This is a genomic window from Bradyrhizobium sp. 26S5, from assembly GCF_036923295.1.
GTDB lineage: Bacteria > Pseudomonadota > Alphaproteobacteria > Rhizobiales > Xanthobacteraceae > Bradyrhizobium > Bradyrhizobium septentrionale.
Map to the genome: position 1 here is coordinate 2,686,911 of NZ_CP145948.1, position 19,885 is coordinate 2,706,795.

A 19,885-nucleotide genomic window follows, 5' to 3' on the forward strand; every position below is an offset into this window, starting at 1 on the left:
GTGCTGAGCCTGCTCGTCCTCGAGGGCAACGCGGTGGCCGACCGGCGACGGATCGCCGAGACGGCGGGCGCGATGCCCGCGGAGAGCTATGCGGCGGTCCTGCGGTCGCTTGCACCTCGCGCCGCCGTTGATATCGCGACGCCGGCCGATGCGAGCCTCACTCTGCCGCAACCGCTGGACGCTTACGACGGCATCGCGATCACGGGATCGGCCCTGAATATCCACCAGCGGAAGGTCGAGGCGCTGCGGCAGATCGACCTCGTGCGCGAGATCTTCGTCCGCGGCCTGCCAATGTTCGGCTCGTGCTGGGGCCTGCAGCTCGCGACGGTCGCGGCGGGTGGCGAGGTCGGTCCCAACTCGGCGGGTCGCGAGGTCGGATTCGCGCGCAGGATCACGCTGACGCCTGAAGGCCGCGCTCATCCCATGCACGTTGGCCGTGCGGCGATGTTCGACGCGCCGGCCATCCACAGCGATACTGTCACCCGCCTTCCGCAGTCCGCAACCGTCACCGCTTGGAACGCCATGTGCGAGGTTCAGGCGGCGGAGATCCGTTTCGGTCTTGGGCTATTCTGGGGCGTGCAATATCATCCCGAATATCGCCTGCACGATGTCGCGACCGTCATCCGGCGCTACGGACAGATCCTGGTTGACGAGGGCTTCTTTGCCGATCTGGACGCGCTCGCGCGATATGCGGCCGACCTCTCGGCGCTCGACGCGGATGAGCGGCGTGGCGATCTCGCCTGGAAATTTGCACTTCACCGCGACATCCTGAGCCATGATTGTCGGCAGACCGAGCTGAGAAACTGGATCGCATCGCTGGAGCAGACATGACCGCATTGCATGACCTCATCGCGCGCTTTGCCAGGATCGGCGCGACCGACGACGGCGGCGTGTGCCGGCTGGCCGGAACGGCACTCGACAAGGAGGCGAGGGACCTCTTCCTGCGCGAGATCGTCGATCGCGGTCTTGTTCCCAGGATCGATGCGATCGGCAACTTGTTTGGCGTCGCGATGCTGGCGCCTGCGTCCGCCGATGTCGTCATGACCGGCTCGCACCTCGATTCCCAGCCGACAGGAGGACGATACGACGGGGCCTTCGGCGTCCTTGCCGGGATCCTCGCGGTCGAGGCAGTCAGGGAGCGTTGCCTTGCCAATCCCGGCGCCGCGCGACGCAACCTCGCCGTCATAAACTGGACCAATGAGGAGGGTGCCCGTTTCCAGCCCAGCCTGACGGGCAGCTCCGTCTTCGCCGGCGCCCTGAGCTTGAAGGATGCATACGCGTGCAGCGACGGAGAGGGCGTCACCCTGGGCGAGGCGCTGTCAGCGATTGGCTATTGCGGTACGACGCCGCTCGAACACAATCCGGTGCGCTATGTCGAGCTGCACGTGGAGCAGGGCGATCGCCTGGAGCAGGCGGCCGCCGACATTGCCGCGGTGTCCGGCGCGTGGATGACGCGCAAGATATCGGTGATGTTCGAAGGCGACTACTCGCACACCGGACCGATGCCGATGGCGCTCCGCCGCGACGCCCTTCGCGCAGCGGCCCGGGCGATCGAGGCGCTCTACCAGGAGGTCGCGAGCGAGAATGCGGGCGCCCATGCCTCCGCGGCGCGCATCAGCGTTTACCCCAACTCGCCGAATGTCGTGGCAGGCCGTGTTCGGGTCTGGTTCGAGATCCGGCATGAAGACGAAGCCGTGGTCTCGGCGATCAGCGACCGCTTTCTGAAGCGTATAGAGCGCGAGTCGGGCGAGATTGGCATCGGCCTCTCGATCGCTGCCGACGAGAAGCGAGCGGGGACCCTGCTCGACCCGGCCGGAGTGGCCCTGGTTCTTTCTGCCGCCGCCGATCTCGGTTTCAAGGCCATTACGTTCAAGACCATCACCGGCCACGACGCGCTGGCGATCCAGAAATGTGTCCCGTCCTCGCTGATCTTCGTCCCGAGCCAGGGCGGGCTCAGCCACAACCCGCGTGAGTTCACGGCGCCCGCGGCGCTCGACAAAGGCTACGCCGTGCTCACCGAGGTGTTGTGGGGCATGGTCACCGCGAAGGAGTGAGGCGTTTCGGGTGCGGTGCCTCATGGACGATGAAGGAGCACCACCCCGACAAGTGATCGATTTGCTGGTGGGCCCGACAGGACTCGAACCTGCAACCAGACCGTTATGAGCGGCTGACCTCGCATAAAATAGAGCGCGTCGCTTCGACTGAAGCTGCGACCTTCGCTTGTCGCAGGCCTATGACATCGTCAATACGGCCTTCTATGACGGCTTCGACCAGCAGCTCGCGCTTTCGATTAACGGGAAGAAGCCAAACCTTGACGATGTGATCAAGGAAACCCGCCGGTACGACGTGGCGCCGACTACGCCTGTCGATGTGCCCGCAAAGGGACGGACCGTGACCAAACACTGCGCTTGCACGGTGATTGGTGGAGCTTTTTCATTTGGAAACGGCTGCCAAGCTACTGATATCATTAGAGGCCGTTTTCGGCATTTTTTCCAAATGCACATTGAAATCATTGGATAATCAAACAGGTTTTGATTCCGCCATTCGGAGGTTCGATCCCTCCCGCCCAAGCCATATTCAGGCCATTGATTTTATTACTAAAATGTAAGCGGCCAGCTTGGCTGGCGGCCCGTTTGGAAATCGGCTCCGACCGCCTTGTTCCAGGCTCCGTCATTTGTTGGGTATTTTGATACCGTCCGGTTTCGCGTCCCGCAGATGGTGCCTGCGTTTCTGATGTGGACGATCACGTTGTGCTATTCACCCTGCCACCGGCGATGCAGTGATCGAAGTTGTGCATGGTAGCTCTTCCAGAGCGAGCCCGGAATGACGAAGGCGAATCTCGACGATGTTGTCTCTCCCTAAAACCAAGATACGCGTCCTGCTGCTGGAGGGCGTGAACGACTCGGCAGCACGCATGTTCGAAGGCAATGGCTATACCGAGCTGCAACGTCTGCCGAAGGCGCTGGGTGCTGGCGAGCTCAAGCAGGCACTTTCCGGCGTCCATATGTTGGGGATCCGCTCGCGGACACAGTTGACCGCGGAGATCCTTGAGGCTGCCGACCGGCTGATGGTGATTGGCTGCTTTTCGGTCGGTACCAACCAGGTCGATCTTGATGCCGCGCGACGCTTTGGGATTCCGGTATTCAACGCTCCATACTCCAACACCCGCAGCGTGGCTGAGCTGACCATCGCTGAGATCGTGATGCTGTTGCGCCGGATATTTCCACGGTCGATCTCCGCTCATTCTGGCGGCTGGGACAAGTCCGCCGAGGGTAGCCGCGAGGTGCGCGGCAAGACGCTGGGCATCGTTGGCTATGGCAACATCGGTTCGCAGTTATCGAATCTCGCGGAAGCCATGGGCATGCGCGTCATCTATTTCGATCACACCGACAGATTGCGTCACGGCAATACCGAGCCGGTCGAGACACTGGACGATCTGCTCGCGGCCAGCGACGTCGTTTCACTGCATGTGCCGGAGACGCCGGCCACCGCCAACATGATTGGCGCGGCCCAGCTTGGGCTGATGAAGCCGGGGGCCTATCTGATCAACAACTCGCGCGGCACCGTGGTCGATCTCGATGCGCTGGCAGGCGCCCTGCGTGAGGACAGGCTGGCAGGTGCTGCGGTCGACGTGTTTCCGGTCGAACCGGCGTCGAACAACGACCGCTTCGTCTCGCCATTGCAAGGCTTGTCCAACGTGATCCTCACGCCGCATGTCGGCGGTTCGACGGAGGAGGCGCAAGATCGTATTGGCGGGGAGGTTGCTCGCAAGCTGATTGATTATTCCGATGTCGGCTCGACCTTCGGCGCGGTCAATTTTCCGCAGGTGCAGTTGCCGGCGCGGCCGACCGGTACGCGCTTCATCCATGTCCACCGCAACGTTCCCGGCGTGATGCGTCAGGTCAACGACGCAGTGTCTCGGCACGGAATCAACATCCTGGCGCAATACCTGCAGACCGACCCGGAAGTCGGCTACGTCGTGCTCGAGACCGACGTTGTCGGCGGCGAAGGCGAGGAGCTGTTGGCCGAGCTGAAGGCTATTCACGGCACGATCCGCGTGCGGGTGCTGTACGACCAGAACCGGCCGCAGGGGTGATGAGATGGCGGTGCGTGGCGAAATGTTGTCCTGTTGGCGGTAAGTCGAAAGGGCTTCCATCCGCCTTTGGACGGGTTCGTGATTCGAAATTCGGATTTAGGAGCCAGGTGCGTGCACGAGCTTGACGTTGTGAACGGCACCCGATGCGACCAAGATGCCAGGAGGTGGTGCGTCGTTTGCCGCACCACCGGTCGTCTCAGGGTGAATTACTTGCGTTCAACGAAAATGCCCTGACAATCCGACTCGCTGGCATTTTCAGCGGTGTGCGAGGCTGTAATGGGTCCCGCAAAGGCCGTTCCGGCCTTGGTCTTGTTCTCGCGAACTGTGCCGTCCGGATTGTGAAGCCGCAGGACGCAATCGCTAAGCGCGTAGACCACGAAGGGGACGGGGTGGGAGTGTGGCTTGTCAGTGGTGCCCTTCTTCCAGGTGCCGGCGATCACGCGGAAGTTCTGATCCTCGAAGATGACTTTGTAGGTCGTCGGGTCTGCCTGGTAAGAGGGCGGGGACTCCTGTGCGGCGGCCGAAGCGATCCAGACCATTGCTGCACCCAAACCAAGCACTGTGCGTCGAATCATAACCAAATTCCTTCTTGAGGGGATCGAGAAAAGAAAACTGCACACCAGGCACAGACGAGGGCTCCTGCGCCTGACGATGGGTGAGTTGCGACACGCGAAGTAAAACGACGACGCTTGGTCTCGAACCGAGCGTTGCTAGAGAATGCCTTGAGCGGCCGCGTTATCACGGTCGACTTGCTTCTGGCGGATGATCGCCAGCTGTCTGCTGCACGCGGCGAAGGCGGCATTGTCCGAGCGCATTCCGAACATCTCACAGGATTGGCGTTCCTCATCGGCAATAGCGCGCTCACGCTGTTCCTGGGCGGCTATCCGCATGGCAGGGCCGGAGATGAAAACTGCGTACAGGCCGCAGGCTGCCAGTACGGCAAGGAGCAGCGGATATCCGAGAGCAGGGAGCGGCAAGCGTTCGGAATCGGGAGTATTGGTTTTGGCTTCGGCCATAAAAATCTCTCTTGAGCGATCAAAATGCCTTGGGGGATGCCGTTCGCGAGCAGGCAGCCTCCAGTGAGGGAGTAGGATTACCCTCGGAGAGCGACGAGCGTTCGGAAAACTTTGCGCGGATCTCGTCTCGCGCGAGACGCAGGTGGAATCAATCGGATCCGTCGCCAGCCGCCGTGGTTGACGCCGACATCAGGCTTTACGCGGACGATCCGCTCAATATCTCAGCTTCCCGAAAGCCAGCACGGTGCGTCCGTCGGCCGGCATGACGTATCCGGAGCCGCTCGCGTACGGCACGAAGTAGCGGTGATCGGCGAGATTTTTCCCGGTCACGCCCAGGCTCCAGTGATCCGTCTCGTAAGCGACCTTGCCGTCGAACGTGACATATCCCGGCGTGAAATAGAGGTTGTCGAGCGCGACCGCCTGCGCGGAAGCCGCGTAAAGGCCGGCACCGACCGCAACATTCCGCAGCCATCCATCCTGGAACTTGTAGTTCACCCAGAGCCGGCCGGAGTCGCGCGGGACGCGCTCGAGCACGGTGCCGGGCGCGAATAGCTGATCCTGAACCACAATGGTGTTCACATGCGCGTAGCTTGCAAGGATCGAAAGACCTGCGGACGGCTGCCAGGTCAGGTCCGCATCGAACCCCTCTGCGCGCTGTTCGCCGACCTGCGTGGCGAGGAAAAGGCTTCCCGGCAGCAGGTTCGTGACATTGCGCCGCGTGTTGGTGAACCATGCGATGGTGCCGGCAAAGCCGGACGGCAGCGCGAGCTTCAATCCGGCTTCGGTCTGTTCGGCCTCCTCGGGCTTGGGTGCGCCGGCGGCATTGAAGAATGGCACGCCGCGGTAGCCCTGCGAGTAGTCCGCGAAAGCCGATACGCCTTTGACGAGATCGACCACCGCGCCGAACCGCGGCAGCGGCTTCCACGCATCGGTAATGAAATCGCTGCCCGCCACCGCATCGGTGCCGTGGATATAGACATTGGCGAGACGCACGCCCGCGAGCAGGTGCAGCCGCTCAAAGATGTCCGACTGCCACTGCGTCGTCAGCCCGCTGTTGACGTAGAGGTTGTTCGAGTTGAACGCGCTCACGGTCGGCGGCGTGTATGCCGGAAACACCGGGTTGGCGAAGTCGACGAGGCCGGCGAAGCCGACATCGTCGCGGATCTTGTCGGCGACACGATCGCTGTCCGCCCCGAACAGAACCGTGTTCCTGGTCGGTCCGATCGCGAATTTGGCAACCAGGTTGGCGTTCGACGCGATCTCGCGCGTATCGACCGGCAAGTGGAAGCTGAGAAACGGAAACGTCGAACCGAACAGCGGGGTGTCAGTGCCGAGGAAATGCCCGAACTGCTCGAGCCGCATCTCGCTGACGCGGGCCGTGGTATTCGCCGACCAGACCGCATTGAACTCGTGATCGATGCGCGCCGTCACGCCGTTGTAGGTCGTCCAGCTGCGGCCGAGATCGGACCGGTCGGGAAACAGCGTCGGCGGAATCGTGAACAGCGACCGGTCGACCGTGCCGGCGCCGGGCAGCCCGGTGTAGTTCTGGAACGAGCGCGACGAGAAGCTGCCCTGGATGGTGAGGCGTGTGCCGTCATTGTCGTTGAAGAGGAGCGTCGGATTGAGCGCGTAGCGGCGGTGCTCGATCACATCGACGAAGTCGCCGGATGTCTCGACATCGCCGGTCATGCGGAACAGCGCCGTGCCCCCGCTCGCAATCGGCTGGTTCACGTCGAACCAGGTGTCCCACAGCCGGTAACCGCCCGCCGTGACGCCGATCTCGGCGAAACGATTCTCGGTCGGCAGCTTCGAGACCGTGTTGATGATGCCGCCGACCGGACCGATGCCGCCCTGGTAAAGGATGCCAGCGGGGCCGTTCAGCACCTCGATCCGCTCGGTGTTGACGAGCGAGGTGTTGTCGCCGCCGTCATAATAGTTCGGCAGGCCGTCGACATAGCGGTCGGCCGGAAAGCCGCGCACCTTGTAGGCATAGCCGATGAAGGTGTTGGCCGACATCGGCGTCACGGCCGAGATGTTGCGCAGCGCATCCATTAGCCCGAGCGGTTGCTGGTCATCGAGCACGGCGCGCGGTACGACGGCAACCGCCTGCGGAATGCGCTCGATCGGTGTCTCGGTCCTGGTCGCCGAGACCGACGTGAGGGCGCGATAGCCGCTCACCGGCCCGGCGGTGGTCTGCGTCACGGGCGGCCCGCCGTTCAGCACGACGCCGTCGGGCAGCGCCGGCGCGTTGGTGCGTCTCGTCGTGGGCGTGGCAGGTGTGACCGCAACCGCCGGCTTGGCGGGCCTCGGTTTGGGCTTGGGCTTGGGATTGGGATTGGCGATGCGCTTGCGGCTGGAGTAGACCGTCACGGGCGGCAGCCGCGCTGCCGGCTCAAGGCTGCCGGATGAACGTGTTGTGTGATCGGCAGGCACATCTTGCGCCCGGATCGCACCGAACTGCCCGACCGCAATGACGGCCGCGAGCGCCGCGCGTCGCGCCAAACGACGAGAAAAGCGCGCGTCACGCCGATCCGGGACGGCCTGACAAGCGCCCGAACTCAAGCCTTTCCCCATCAGGCTGCCCCAGCCATCTTCCGATCCAGTCAAGGATCGGCCCCCTTACGGGAACCTATGGGATCAAGGCGAACAGCGCAAATCCAAGTCGCTGATCTCCCGTAGTCTCACGGTGACGCGGCCGTTCTGACCGCGATCCTCACCGCACCGACCTTTGTGCGGTAGGTGGTCGCCGAAGCCCAACTCGGTGATCGATCTGATCGCCGCGCGCCGGCAGTGAGGGGCAAACTTAGCGTTTTGGCCCTAGGACGAATAACTGGCAGCCTCCGTACGATCAGACGGGGCAGTCGGGCCGCCATCCGTGGCGCCCTTCGTCCACTGGCGCATCGCGACGAGGTTGACCGCGTCGTGTAGATACATCCCTACAGTCAGGCCGCGATCGTAGCTGGCCCAAAAGCGCGGCAGGATCAATATGCTGTGGCCACCGTGCCCGGTGATCTTGACCAGTCCCGCCGATTCCGCACTGGCCATCAGGTTGCGGACATGGGTCCGGGAGACGCCGAAACGATCGGCGGCGTCGATGTAGGGTACCGCAGCGGCCGGATCGGCGGCATCCATTGCAGCCTTCAGCACCGCATTCTGGATCAGTGGTCCCGCGGCGTGCGTGAAAAACAGCAGGGTGTCCGGCAGCGTCATCATCAGGCGAGCAGCCACGGGATTGAATGGAAAGCCCGTGCCGCAGTGCAGGACGTGAAATGCGCGATTGCGCGACAGCACCGGGCTGTAATCATGATCGGGGTAAAGCGCCGCAAGCGGGATGAAGTGCGTTGCGAGCCATTCGGTGTGATGCGTGCGCAGCTTGTTCGTCGACGCAAGCAGCCGGAGACGCCCGTCGCCGGGAGCTCGATGCTGCTCGATAAATCCAACCTCGCGCAATCGCGCGACGAGATGATCCACTTGCCGGCCACTCGCATAGCCGAACATGGCGAGCTGCCGTTTCAGGGCGGCCACAGTGAACCAGGTCTCGCGTCTCGACGGATCCTGCGCTGCCTCGAGTACCGCAACGCAGTGAAAGACGAGGAATCGGCCCGCCTCAAGCAACAAACGAACCAGAAACGGATCGCCTTCGTACAGATGGACGAAGCTCTCGAGATAGGCGCGACGCGCTTCCGGCAGGCGGGGATGGTTCAATATCTCGTCGAATGTCAGCCGCAACGGGCCACCGACAAGGCGCTCAAGTTCGTCCTGCTCCACGGCTGCCCCTCAGCTTAACCCTTAGGAGCCTATTAGCCGGCTGCGATCCGCGCAATGTTTTCCGCCAGCCACGCCGCGATTGCACCTAGCGTGTCGTGATGGTCCGTTTCGGGCCTGGGCGGGTGAGATATACGGGCAATTTTTTCGCAGTGGCGCCACGCCAATCTGTGCCGTGCCCCCGGTTGATGGGGCAGCAATGGATCAGGCTCGGCCCTCAAACCTTGATCGCGCTAACAGCCCCGGCGAGGCCGCCGGCCGCTTCCGCTCGCTCATTTGAACGACAACGCATTGCCGCGCCGCATCAACGAATTGGAGCACGAAATGAGTTATTTCACCAACTTCACGGCGAACCCCGGATCGAACGTAAGCAACGGCACATTCCAGGACTTCGAGAACGACGTCACCGGCAACAACAGCTGGGTCCAAGTCCTGAGTTCAATGAATTACACGACGGCCACCGGATTTCTATCTGGTCCGGCAAGCGTGACCTCCTTTGACGCTCACCTGTCAACGCAGACCGGCTCCGACTATCTGACGATCATCAGCGGCTACTCCGCCACCTGGGACGGAGTCCAGGAGACCGTCACCACCTCCGGCAGCAATGTCTATGTCAACAATGTTTTGGTCGGCAGCTTTAGCTTTTCCGGCCAGGACCTGAATTTCAGCTTCACCTCCGCAAACTCGAACCCCGACATCCTCGGGGTCCTGTTGCAGTCCGTGGCCTATGCGGACACTTCGACAAATCGTCCGGCCTTCAACGAGCAGGTCTCGTTCACGTTCGGCACCTCGAACGGCACCGTGAGTGCGCCCACCGCCAACATCGCCGTCGGCAATGTTCCGGACGTTGTGATTCCCGCGCAAATCACATTCACCGCGCCGGCCGGCAACACGCTGACCGGATACGCCAACGTCCCGACCACCGTTATGCCAGGGGCGTACGTCCAGAGCCTCAATGGCTCGTAGACATCGAATGCCCCCGGCATCACCCACCCGTACTCCTACCAGGACGTGACGGCTGTCGACATTTCGATCGTAAATCCCCAAACGGGCGATCAACTGCCGATCAATCCTGCGCTCATCAGCAGCCCGACGAACGCTATCCAATTTGACAGTGCTCATGGGCGATATTCGATCTTGAGTGGAGCGGCCACTGCCCAGATCGGAAGCCAGGGCACCACCATCAACGCGCATCGGGCAGATGAGACCGTGTTAAGTACCGATTGGGTCACCGACATTCTGGATACGATCCAATACGAAAATACGTCGGGCTCTGCGCCGTCCTCGGTTCAGATTTCTGTTTCATTCACGACGGCGCCGGAGTCGGGCGATAATTACGGCGCGATCACGCCTCCGACGCAGTATTTCACGATCAACCTGACGCCGCTGCCCTCGGTCCAGGCGGGGACCGTGAGCGTCACCTCCGGTGGTTCCGTCGCGGGCACGGCCGGCACCGCCGGCAGCGGCGCGCTCGCAGGCGACAGCGACGCCAATGGTTACGATCTGAGCGTTTCCGCCGTCAGCGGTGGTTCGCTCGGTAGCGCGGTGCACGGCACCTATGGCGATCTTACGCTCAACGCCGACGGCTCGTTCGCCTATGTGTCGGGCGCCAATGCGACCGAGCTTGGCAACCTCGCCGGTGCCACAGGCCAGGTCACCGACAACTTCACCTTCACGGTGAGCGATGGCCACGGCGGCAGCGTGGCCGCAACCCTTTCCGTCAACGTCGACGACAGCAAGCCTGATGTCACCGGCATCGGATTCGTATTCCCAAGCACGCAGCTTGGCGCCGGCGAGAGCGGCACCATCGTGCTCGCCGTGAGCAATGTCGGCGCGATCGACACTACCAAGGGTATCCCGACCCTCACGCTCAATGATGGTGGGACCGCCACCTTCGATGCCGCCAAGTCGAGCTCGAGCGAGCTCGTGTTCGACTATACGGTCTCCGCAGGCGACACCGACGTGGGCTCGCTCGCCGTGTCGAGCGTCAACCTCAACGGCGCGGTCGCCAATGCGTCGGGCGTTGTCGCCACGAGCGCGGTGTCGATTGCCGGCCTCACCCAGCATGGTCCGCAGATCGGCAGCGGCGGCGGAGCGCCGGCGGACATGAGCACGCTCGTCACGTTCACCGGCGGCGCCAGCTCGCTGCCGCAGACAACGCTCGTCATCGACGCGGCCGGCAACCTGTATGGGGAGACGACGGGACCGCAAGGCAGCACCGGGACGATCTTCGAGATCGCGAAGACCGGCGGCCTCTACTCGGGCACGCCCGGCCCGATCAACACGGGTCTCATGGTGGTGGATCCGAACGATCACCTTGTCGGTAATGCTACCCAGACCTTGGGGGTTGTTCCCCAGTCAGCCCTGCTCATCGACGCGGCTGGAAGCGTGTTATTTTCGAACACGGTGCGCGCCGGCCTCTTCACCCCATCCCAGCAGGATGCAAGCGTTCAGACGGCCGGCGCGAACTTCGTCGCCCCGGACGTGTTGGCCGCCAAGGTCGGGCAATGGGCCCCGCAAATCGCCCTCGTCACCGGCAACGAGATGTTCGTCGAAGACGAGCTCACCGGTCGTCTGGACGTGTTCAAGGGCGTCAACGCCTCGGCTTTCGAGCAGGTGAACCTCGGCAATATAACCGACGTCATCCTGCCCGTCACCGGCGTGAAGGGCGCCATGGCGGTGGACGGCGCCGGGAATGTCTTCGGCACGACGGCTAATGGTGCGGGCTCGATATTCGAGCTGCCTAACAACGGCGGCACGATCGGTGCGCCCATCACGCTTGCGACCTTCAATGGGCTCAACGGCGCCGATCCGGAAGCCGGCCTCATCGCGGACAGTGCCGGCGACCTGTTCGGCACGACGTTCTCGGGCGGTGCGTTCAACAACGGCACCGTGTTCGAGCTTGTCAAGAGCGGCAGCTCCTACACGCTGGCGAGCTTTAACGGCACGAATGGCGCCAATCCGCTCGGCGCCCTCATCGAAGACGGCGCCGGCAACCTGTTCGGCACCACCGAGGCCGGCGGCGCCAACGGCGACGGCACGGTGTTCGAAATCGCCAATACGAGCACGGGTTACGCCTCAACGCCGACGACGCTCGTTAGTTTCAACGGCGCCAATGGCGCCATGCCGGAGACCGGCCTCACTTTCGATGCCGCCGGAAACCTGTTCGGCACCACAACGCTGGGCGGTGCGAACAACGCCGGTACCGTGTTCGAGCTGAGCAATGTCGGCTTCGACGCCACGATTGCGCCCTGGGTGACGACCGAGCACGCGGCGGTGACTTCAGGCAGAAGCGTGTCCGGCACCGCCGGCTCGTCGGGCACCGGCGCGGTTGCCGGCGACGTCGATTACGACGGCCTCGTCCACAGCGTCTCGGCCATTGCCGGCGGCACGCTCGGCACCGTGGTGCACGGCACCTATGGCGACCTCACGCTCAACGCCGACGGCTCGTTCAACTATGTCGACGCGGCCAACGCAACCGAGCTCGCCGCAATCCGGGCAGCGACCGGACCCTTGACCGACACCTTCGCCTATATGGTCACCGACGGGCACGGCCACTCCGGGGGCGCGACACTCGACATCAGCCTGGATCGGAATGAGCTGAACCTCGGACCGCAGCTGACCGGCGCGGTCACGACGCCGTCGAGCGGCGCGTTCAATGCCGGCAAGACCATCACGATCCTGCTGGAGATGAACGAGGCCGTCACGGTGACCGGAACCGACGTGACGCTCACGCTCAGCAACGGCGGTACCGCGACGCTCGACGCCGCGAGCACGGCATCGCTGCAGCATCTCGGCGTGGTGGCCTTCGACTACAAGGTGGCCTCGACCGACCAGGATGCGGCCGGACTTTCGATCGCCTCCATCAATCTGAACACGACGACGATCAGCGACAGCTCGGGCTTTCCGGGCGTCTTCCCGGCCACGCTGTCGAACTTCTCGAACGTCGACATCGAGACCACAGCGCCGACGATTGCGCTGACCGATCCGACCCAACCCGTCCAGGGGACGAGCGCTGCGGGCGCCGCGGTGACGTTTTCCGCGACCACGACGGATTTCCTCGACGGCACCAGCGATCCCGTGGTGTTCACGGAAGGCCAGAACGTCGTCCATTCGGGCGACACATTCAGTTTTGGCAACCACACCATCACGGCGAGCGCCACCGACACGGCCGGCAACACGACCTCGGAAACCTTCACCGTCACCGTGCAAGGCTCCACGCCACCGGTGCTGACGCCCGTCGCCAATCAGACCGACGAGGCCACCAGCGCAGCCGGGGCGACGGCAATATTCTCTGCGATCGCGACCGATCTGGTCGACGGCACCGATCCGGTGGTGTTCAAGGAGGGCAGCACGGTCGTCCACTCGGGTGACACCTTCGCGCTCGGGGCCCACACCATCACCGCCAGCGCAACGGATACGGCTGGCAACAGCTCCTCCGAGACTTTTACCGTCACCGTGCGTGACACCACGCCGCCGATGCTGACGCCGGTCGCCAATCAGACCGACGAGGCCACCGGCGCAGCCGGGGCGGCGGCAGTATTCTCCGCGACGGCGACCGATCTGGTCGACGGCACCGATCCGGTCGTGTTCAAGGAGGGCAGCACGGTCGTCCACTCGGGCGGCACCTTCGCAATCGGAACGCACACCATTACCGCCAGCGCCACCGATGCTGCCGGCAACAGCTCCTCCGAGACTTTTACCGTCACCGTGCGCGACACCACGGCGCCGGTGCTGACGCCGGTCGCCAATCAAACCGACGAGGCCACCGGCGCAGCCGGCGCTGTGGCAACATTCTCCGCGACCGCGACCGATCTGGTCGACGGCCCCGACACGGTGGTGTTCAAGGAGGGCAGCACGGTTGTCCATTCGGGCGGTACCTTCGCAATCGGAACGCACACCATCACCGCCAGCTCCACGGATGCAGCCGGCAACAGCTCCTCCGAGACTTTCACCGTCACCGTGCGTGACACCACGGCGCCTGACACGTCGATTGTGACCGGACCATCCTCGCTCTCCAACAGCAATCAGGCCGCCTTCACGGTGAAGGGGACCGACGCCGTCGGTGTGACCGGCTTCGCGTACAAGATCGACAACGGCAGCTGGGCATCCACGGCGTCGAGCTCAATAGCGTTGACCGGCCTGTCCGATGGCAGTCACGTCTTCCAGGTCGCGGCGTTTGATGCCGCCGGCAATTTGGACGCGACGCCTGCGAGCTTCAACTGGACAGTCGATACCAAGGCGCCCACGGTGAGCGAGCACCTGCTGACCGACACCGGTACCTCGTCGACGGACAAGATCACGTCCAACGACGCGCTGACGGGATCGGGCGATCCGAATGCGGTCGTGCATTTCACGGTTGATGGCGTCGCAATCGGCGCGACGGCCACGGCCAGCGGGACCGGTGCCTGGTCGTTTACTCCGACAGGTCTTTTGGATGGCGTCCACACCATCGTTGCCAGCGAAACGGATCTGGCCGGCAACACCGGAAGCAGTTCGCTGACCTTCACGCTGGATACGAAGGCGCCGCAATCCGAGGTCACCAGCATCGCTCAAAACGGCAATGCAGCGAAGGCGACGGTGACATTCGGCGGGCTCTCCGAAGCCGGCAGTACCATCCTCAAGATCGTCGAGAACCAGATCGGCGGCGGCGTCGTCGGCACCGACGGCAACGGTAGTTCGACGGTCCTTGCGACCGCATCTGCAAGCGGCGGCTGGAGCGTCACGACGGGTACCGGATTTTCCTATTCATCCAGCAATGACTATAAAATCGACGTCACGGCGAAAGACGTCGCGGGCAATGTTTCCACCATCAGCACGTTCATCGGCACCGCCAAGGCGGACACTCTCGTCGGGACGTCCGGCAACGATTTCCTGTACGGCGGCGCGAAGGGAGATGTTCTGACGGGCGGAGCCGGCAGCGATACGTTTGTTTACAAGGCCATTACAGATTCCCAACCTGGCATGGGCAACTTCGACACCATCAAGGATTTTACGCATGGGTCCGACCACTTCGATTTCTCGGGCATCGCTGGCCTGAACAGCAACAATCACAGCGTTGCGATCAACATCCTGACCGGCAATGCGCCCGCCAGCATTGCTGCGCATACGATCGATGTGGTGATCAACGGCGGCAATGCAGTCCTGTATGCGAACGCAAGCGGCTTCAGCGAATCGATCAGCACTGGACATGAAGACATGCAGATCAATCTGACGAGCGTGACCTCAATGAGCGCGTCGGACTTCCTTCTTCATTTCTGAACGCGGCGAAACCGATCTGGACCTGATTGAGTCCGATCATAGCAGAGCGGGCCTTCCGCAAACCCGCGATAGCCCAGCACGTTGAATCTTGCGTGCATTGGACTGGTGTTGGTTTGTCTCTTCGATCCGTTGTCGTGGTTGAAGAGTGCCGCGACGCACGATTTCCCGTTCGAGGCGCCGCTCGACGTGCCAAGTTATGTCTAACTGCTCGCCTCCGGGTAACCAGTGCACGTCCTCGGAGGCCTGCCCCATTTTGGCAGGAGCCCCCAACTGTGGCGGAAGTGGAGATGTTCCGCGAGTGAAGCTCCCGCGGTGGCCGCCAATTGCCTCGTCAAACCCGCTCTACCGGAACGGCGAATACATATCCGACACCGCGCTCGGTCTGGATCACGCGTGGCGCGCTTGGATCGCGCTCAAGCTTGCGCCGCAGGCGGAGAATCTGCACATCAATGCTGCGGTCGAAGACATCTTCGTGAACGCGGGTCGCCTGCAATAGGTGCTCGCGGCTAAGCGGACGTTGTGGCGCTTCGAGAAAGGCCAGCAGCATCGCGTACTCGCCCTTTGTCAATGCGACCGGGGCACCGGCCGGGTCGGTAAGCTGCCGGATCCTGCGGTCGAGCTGCCAGCCGGAAAATCGAAATCGGCCACGCTCTGGATCGCGCGCCGGCGTGGCCCTACCGGCATCGAACCGGCGCAAGATCGCGCGAACACGCGCGAGCAATTCGCGCAGGTTGAATGGCTTCGTCAGATAATCGTCGGCGCCAAGCTCGAGACCGACCACTCGATCGATGTCGTCGCGGCGGTGACCCGTGATGATGATCACGGGCACTTCGGAGTTCAAGCGGATCTCCCGAAGAAGATCCAGTCCGTCTTCTAATCCAAGCCGGAGATCAAGGATCACCAGATTGACCTCGGCACTGCCAAGCCGACCGACCATTTCCTGCCGATTGCTTGCTGCCAGGGTCCGGATGTTGTTCTCCGCGAAATAGTTTAGGATCATGCGCTGCAAGGCAGGATCATCTTCCACGACGAGGACGCACACTTGGCGATCAACGCTTCCGCGAGGACCCGGGTCATTCAGTGATGAGCCGCTCATTGCATCCAGTTCCTTCAACGGCACCGCCGGTGGCGACAGCGGCCGCGTACGGCTGCGGTTTCGCGTGTCTGCTGCTCGCGCTCGTTTGTCTCAGCGCGTTCTCGCCGGCAGACGCTCAATCGCCGGGCTTCGAGGCGCGCGCCGACCGCGAGCCTATCACGCCAATTCCCGCGCCGCGTGCCCAAGACCCACAGCGTGTCCTGCTCGGAGAACGATTGTTCGGCGACCGACGTCTGTCTCACGATAATACACACAGTTGTTCGTCGTGCCACGATATAGCAACCAATGGCGCCAGCGCCAGGATCCACGATACGCGTGAGGGCCAACCGATCGCCCTCAATACGCCGACGGTCTTCAATGCGAGTCTGAACTTCCGCCTGAATTGGGAAGGCAATTTCCGCTCGTTGGAAGACGGAATCGAGGGCAGTCTTCGCAATCCAGCGATTATGGCGTCGAGCGTTGACGAAGCCCTCGGCAAACTGCGTGCTGACCCCGAAATCGTGGGGCAGTTTCGTGATGCCTATGGAAGGGAGCCTGATGTCGCCGCCATGCTGGATGCGATCGCGACATACGAGCGGACGTTAGTTACGCCAGATAGCCGCTTCGACCGATGGCTTGCCGGGGAAACCAACGCCATGACGCCGGACGAGTTGTCGGGTTACCAGGTTTTCAGATCGCTCGGCTGCATCGCCTGCCATCAGGGTGTCAACGTGGGCGGCAATCTGTTTCAACGGCACGGCATCTTCCATCCATTGGGCTCGCCGGAGCCGGCATTGGTTCGCGTGCCCAGCTTGCGAAATGTGGCGACAACGGCGCCATACTTTCATGATGGCAGCGCGGCCACATTGCCGGACGCGGTCAAAGCGATGGGTGTCGCCCAACTCGACCGCGTCTTAACCGATCAGCAAACAGCCGCCATCGTCGCCTTCCTTAACACGCTGACCGGGACATATCGAGGTCAAGCCGTAAGGCCGGCCACCGCCACACCACGCACTGGCTCGCCGATGCCATGAGGAATCTGCCGTTTGTTCTCGGGGTTTCATTTCTGCTCGCGCTGCTGACCTGGCTGTTGTTGCGCGGCATAGATACCAACGCGTCCGCCTATGCGGTGACGCTCCAGACGCTCGACGAATATGCGCTTGCCGAGGCCTCGCTTCACCGCGACGTGCTTCAGGCGCGAGCTGGCCTGCTTCGTGACTACGATGCATTTGCTGTTGATGCGCGAGCGATGGCCGATGCGGTCAGTCGGCTCCGATCTCACGCACGGGCCGAAGGTCTCGATCCGAAGCCAATTGACCAGCTGGCAGCGGCGGTTGTCGAGCAGGAAGAGCTGCTGGAGCGTTTCAAGACCAGCAACGCCTTGCTGCAGAATTCACTCTCCTACGTAGGCCTGCTCAGCACGAGCCCGGCGTTCCTTGCCAACGACGTGCAACTCGCGCCGGCAACGGGCGCATTGGCGGCTGCGATCCTCTATTTGTCGCGAGACACCTCATCCGGCGCGATGCGAGCGCTCCAGGAAAAGATCGACCAGTTTGCTCAGCAAACGCCCACCACGGGACCGGACGCGGAACCGGCGCGCGCGATGCTGGCGCATGCACGGCTGCTCTATGAACAGCTCCCTGCGGTCGATGAAACGCTGAAGGCCTTCATCGCCGCGGCCAGCACGCATGCCCTGGAGGAGGTCCGCGAACTGTTTTCCCGCCATCGGTCCGTGGTCGAAGCCGGGGAGCAGCGCTATCGGCTGCTGCTCTACGTTGTCTCCCTGTTGTTGCTCGTCTTGCTCGTCATTCTCGGCCTTCGGCTACGAGCTCGGGCGGTGGCGTTGCGTCGGCGGGCAGCATTCGAACACGTCATTGCCGAGAATTCGACGCGTCTGATCAATTGCTCGCCGGCCGAGACCGGAATGCGATTGAAGCAGGTGCTGGGCGAATTCAGTCGGATCATCGACGCGGATCGCGCGTATGTGGTGTTGGACGAGCGGCCGATCCGGGTCCACGCATGGTCGAAGGACGGAGTGACGTTTCCGCCGGGTTGGCCTCGACGGGCGTTGGCGGTAGCCGAGCAGCTTGGCGCAGGGGACGGCGTCACCATTGCCGACGCGAGCGCATTGCCGCCCGGCGCTATCAGGGATGCATTGGCGGGTACTGGCGTGCGCGCGTGGGCCTGTTTGCCGCTGGTTCGGCCGGGTCGGGTCCAGGGCATCATGGGTTTTGACCGCTTCCGCCCGATACGGAACAAGATCTCTCCTATCCCGCTCGCGAGGCTTGCCAGTGACGCCGTGGCTAATGCGCTCGAGCGCGAATTTCTGGAACGCGAGAGGACCAAGCTTGCCATGCGGCTGGAGCGGGCACGTCGCATGCAGATGATAGGATCGCTGGCCAGCGGGATCGCGCATAACTTCAACAATATCATCGGCGCCATCCTTGGTTATTCGGAGATGGCGGAGCCGCAAATCGCCCGCGGTTCCAAACCGGCACAGCACATCGACGAGATACGCCGGGCCGCCGAGCGCGGTCGCGACCTCGTCGACAATATCCTCACCTTCGGCCGGCGGACCGACGGGCGTGCTCGTCCGGTTCAGGTGCGCACTTTGCTCAACGAGGCGGCCTCGTTGTTGCGTGCCTCGTTGCCGTCGGATGTAGAGCTTCTCTTCGAAGACGTTCCGGCCGACGTCGCCGTGTCAGGCGAACCGGCGCAGCTTCAGCAGGTCATCCTCAATCTCTGCACCAACGCTGCGCAAGCAACGAACGATGGCGGTTGTGTCCGCGTGGCCGTGAAACAGGAACAGATGGCCGCTTTCGTGGAGATGAGCGAGGGTGGGCTCTCCCCGGGTCGCTACGTATGCCTTTCCGTCAGCGACAACGGGAGCGGAATCGATGAACGCGTGGCGCGGCGGATGTTCGAGCCGTTCTTCACGACGCGCGTGGCAGGAACTGGCCTTGGTCTCGCAACGGTTCGCGAGATCGTCCGCGATCATGATGGAGCGATCAACGTTCAGAGCGAACCTGGCTGTGGAAGCCGGTTCGAAGTGTGGCTGCCTGCTGTGGCGGCGGACTCCATCGCGGCCGACGGATTGTCGGCGCTTCCGCTTGGACGCGGCGAGACGGTGCTGATCGTCGAAAGCGAGCGAGAACGCTTGCTGCGCGATGAAGAGAAGCTGGCGGCGCTGGGATACGAGCCGGTCGGGTTTGAGGTCGCGGCGGATGCCCTCGCTGCATGCCGTTCCGACTCTGCGCGATTCGATATCATCCTGGTCGGTCACGCCTCGCGGCCCCCGGGCGGGGTGGAATTGGCGCGAGCCCTGCACGAGGTGTCGCCGTTGCAGCCTGTGTTGCTTGCCGTCGCGACCGCCGCCGATGTCAGCGTCGATTTGCTGACGGACGCCGGTATCTCTGAAGTGCTGCACTGGCCACTGGATAACGCAGAACTTGCTGCGGCATTGGACCGCTGCCTGCGAACGCCGGCCAGGTTACAGCCGTAACACGATTACCCTTGCCTGAAATACTTCCGTAGCGCAGGGCCGCCATTTCTGGTGGCCCGCAGCCGTGCATGCGCGCGTCAAGATGACGGAGGTGACAACGGCGACCAGATCGAGCGTTAGCACCAACGAAACCACCACCCCAGGAATGAGCGTTCGCGCTGATTCATCAA

At 62.9% G+C, this 19,885-nt stretch carries 13 protein-coding genes; 8 read left to right on the plus strand and 5 right to left on the minus strand.

Annotated features, from left to right (window positions below):
- The 4 genes from V5279_RS12610 (at position 1) to serA (ending at position 4,096) form a co-directional block, all read left to right on the plus strand.
- Positions 1-831: a type 1 glutamine amidotransferase gene (locus tag V5279_RS12610; protein WP_338697735.1), complete on the plus strand. Its 831-nt coding sequence runs from the start codon at positions 1-3 to the stop codon at positions 829-831.
- Positions 828-2,054 carry a Zn-dependent hydrolase gene (locus V5279_RS12615; RefSeq protein ID WP_338697737.1) on the plus strand — a complete coding sequence of 409 codons (1,227 nt, stop codon included), beginning with the start codon at positions 828-830 and terminating at the stop codon, positions 2,052-2,054. The genes V5279_RS12610 and V5279_RS12615 overlap by 4 nt, the downstream gene beginning before the upstream one ends.
- Positions 2,055-2,220: 166 nt before the next feature.
- Complete coding sequence (locus V5279_RS12620) at positions 2,221-2,520, plus strand: hypothetical protein (protein ID WP_338697739.1); 300 nt, start codon at positions 2,221-2,223, stop codon at positions 2,518-2,520.
- Positions 2,521-2,845: 325 nt separating this feature from the next.
- Positions 2,846-4,096: a phosphoglycerate dehydrogenase gene (gene serA / locus V5279_RS12625; RefSeq protein WP_338697741.1), complete on the plus strand. Its 1,251-nt coding sequence runs from the start codon at positions 2,846-2,848 to the stop codon at positions 4,094-4,096.
- A gap of 206 nt (positions 4,097-4,302) precedes the next feature.
- Here the strand turns inward: serA and V5279_RS12630 are convergent, their stop codons facing one another.
- From V5279_RS12630 to V5279_RS12645, 4 genes are all read right to left on the minus strand, one after another.
- On the minus strand, positions 4,303-4,635 hold the full coding sequence (locus V5279_RS12630) for a hypothetical protein (RefSeq protein WP_338697743.1): 333 nt from the start codon (positions 4,633-4,635) through the stop codon (positions 4,303-4,305).
- Positions 4,636-4,806: 171 nt separating this feature from the next.
- Positions 4,807-5,112, minus strand: coding sequence for a hypothetical protein (locus V5279_RS12635; protein WP_338697745.1), 306 nt, complete (start codon positions 5,110-5,112; stop codon positions 4,807-4,809).
- Positions 5,113-5,325: 213 nt separating this feature from the next.
- The gene (locus V5279_RS12640; protein WP_338697747.1) at positions 5,326-7,482 is read right to left on the minus strand and encodes a TonB-dependent siderophore receptor; all 2,157 of its coding nucleotides are present in this window, start codon (positions 7,480-7,482) and stop codon (positions 5,326-5,328) included.
- A gap of 447 nt (positions 7,483-7,929) precedes the next feature.
- Complete coding sequence (locus V5279_RS12645) at positions 7,930-8,880, minus strand: hypothetical protein (protein ID WP_338697749.1); 951 nt, start codon at positions 8,878-8,880, stop codon at positions 7,930-7,932.
- A 321-nt stretch (positions 8,881-9,201) separates the two neighbouring features.
- Between V5279_RS12645 and V5279_RS12650 the strand changes: the two genes are divergently transcribed.
- Both V5279_RS12650 and V5279_RS12655 read left to right on the plus strand, forming a co-directional pair.
- Entirely contained in the window at positions 9,202-9,843 is a 642-nt protein-coding gene (locus V5279_RS12650) for a hypothetical protein (RefSeq protein WP_338697751.1), read from the plus strand.
- Between the two features lie 171 nt (positions 9,844-10,014).
- Complete coding sequence (locus V5279_RS12655) at positions 10,015-15,138, plus strand: choice-of-anchor tandem repeat GloVer-containing protein (RefSeq protein WP_338697753.1); 5,124 nt, start codon at positions 10,015-10,017, stop codon at positions 15,136-15,138.
- 331 nt (positions 15,139-15,469) lie between these two features.
- On the opposite strand, the gene V5279_RS12660 is transcribed toward V5279_RS12655, so the two are convergent.
- Positions 15,470-16,234: a response regulator gene (locus V5279_RS12660; protein WP_166307148.1), complete on the minus strand. Its 765-nt coding sequence runs from the start codon at positions 16,232-16,234 to the stop codon at positions 15,470-15,472.
- A gap of 29 nt (positions 16,235-16,263) precedes the next feature.
- Between V5279_RS12660 and V5279_RS12665 the strand changes: the two genes are divergently transcribed.
- Both V5279_RS12665 and V5279_RS12670 read left to right on the plus strand, forming a co-directional pair.
- Positions 16,264-17,247: a cytochrome-c peroxidase gene (locus V5279_RS12665; RefSeq protein ID WP_224741500.1), complete on the plus strand. Its 984-nt coding sequence runs from the start codon at positions 16,264-16,266 to the stop codon at positions 17,245-17,247.
- Positions 17,244-19,715 carry a two-component system VirA-like sensor kinase gene (locus tag V5279_RS12670; RefSeq protein ID WP_338697756.1) on the plus strand — a complete coding sequence of 824 codons (2,472 nt, stop codon included), beginning with the start codon at positions 17,244-17,246 and terminating at the stop codon, positions 19,713-19,715. The genes V5279_RS12665 and V5279_RS12670 overlap by 4 nt, the downstream gene beginning before the upstream one ends.
- Positions 19,716-19,885: the final 170 nt, after the last annotated feature.

Excerpts from the sequence above, each read along its gene's own strand:
- serA (WP_338697741.1), top strand. The coding sequence starts at position 2,846 with ATGTTGTCTCTCCCTAAAACCAAGATACGCGTCCTGCTGCTGGAGGGC.
- V5279_RS12650 (WP_338697751.1), top strand. The coding sequence starts at position 9,202 with ATGAGTTATTTCACCAACTTCACGGCGAACCCCGGATCGAACGTAAGC.
- V5279_RS12635 (WP_338697745.1), bottom strand. The coding sequence starts at position 5,112 with ATGGCCGAAGCCAAAACCAATACTCCCGATTCCGAACGCTTGCCGCTC.
- V5279_RS12630 (WP_338697743.1), bottom strand. The coding sequence starts at position 4,635 with ATGGTCTGGATCGCTTCGGCCGCCGCACAGGAGTCCCCGCCCTCTTAC.
- V5279_RS12615 (WP_338697737.1), top strand. The coding sequence starts at position 828 with ATGACCGCATTGCATGACCTCATCGCGCGCTTTGCCAGGATCGGCGCG.
- V5279_RS12670 (WP_338697756.1), top strand. The coding sequence starts at position 17,244 with ATGAGGAATCTGCCGTTTGTTCTCGGGGTTTCATTTCTGCTCGCGCTG.
- V5279_RS12660 (WP_166307148.1), bottom strand. The coding sequence starts at position 16,234 with ATGAGCGGCTCATCACTGAATGACCCGGGTCCTCGCGGAAGCGTTGAT.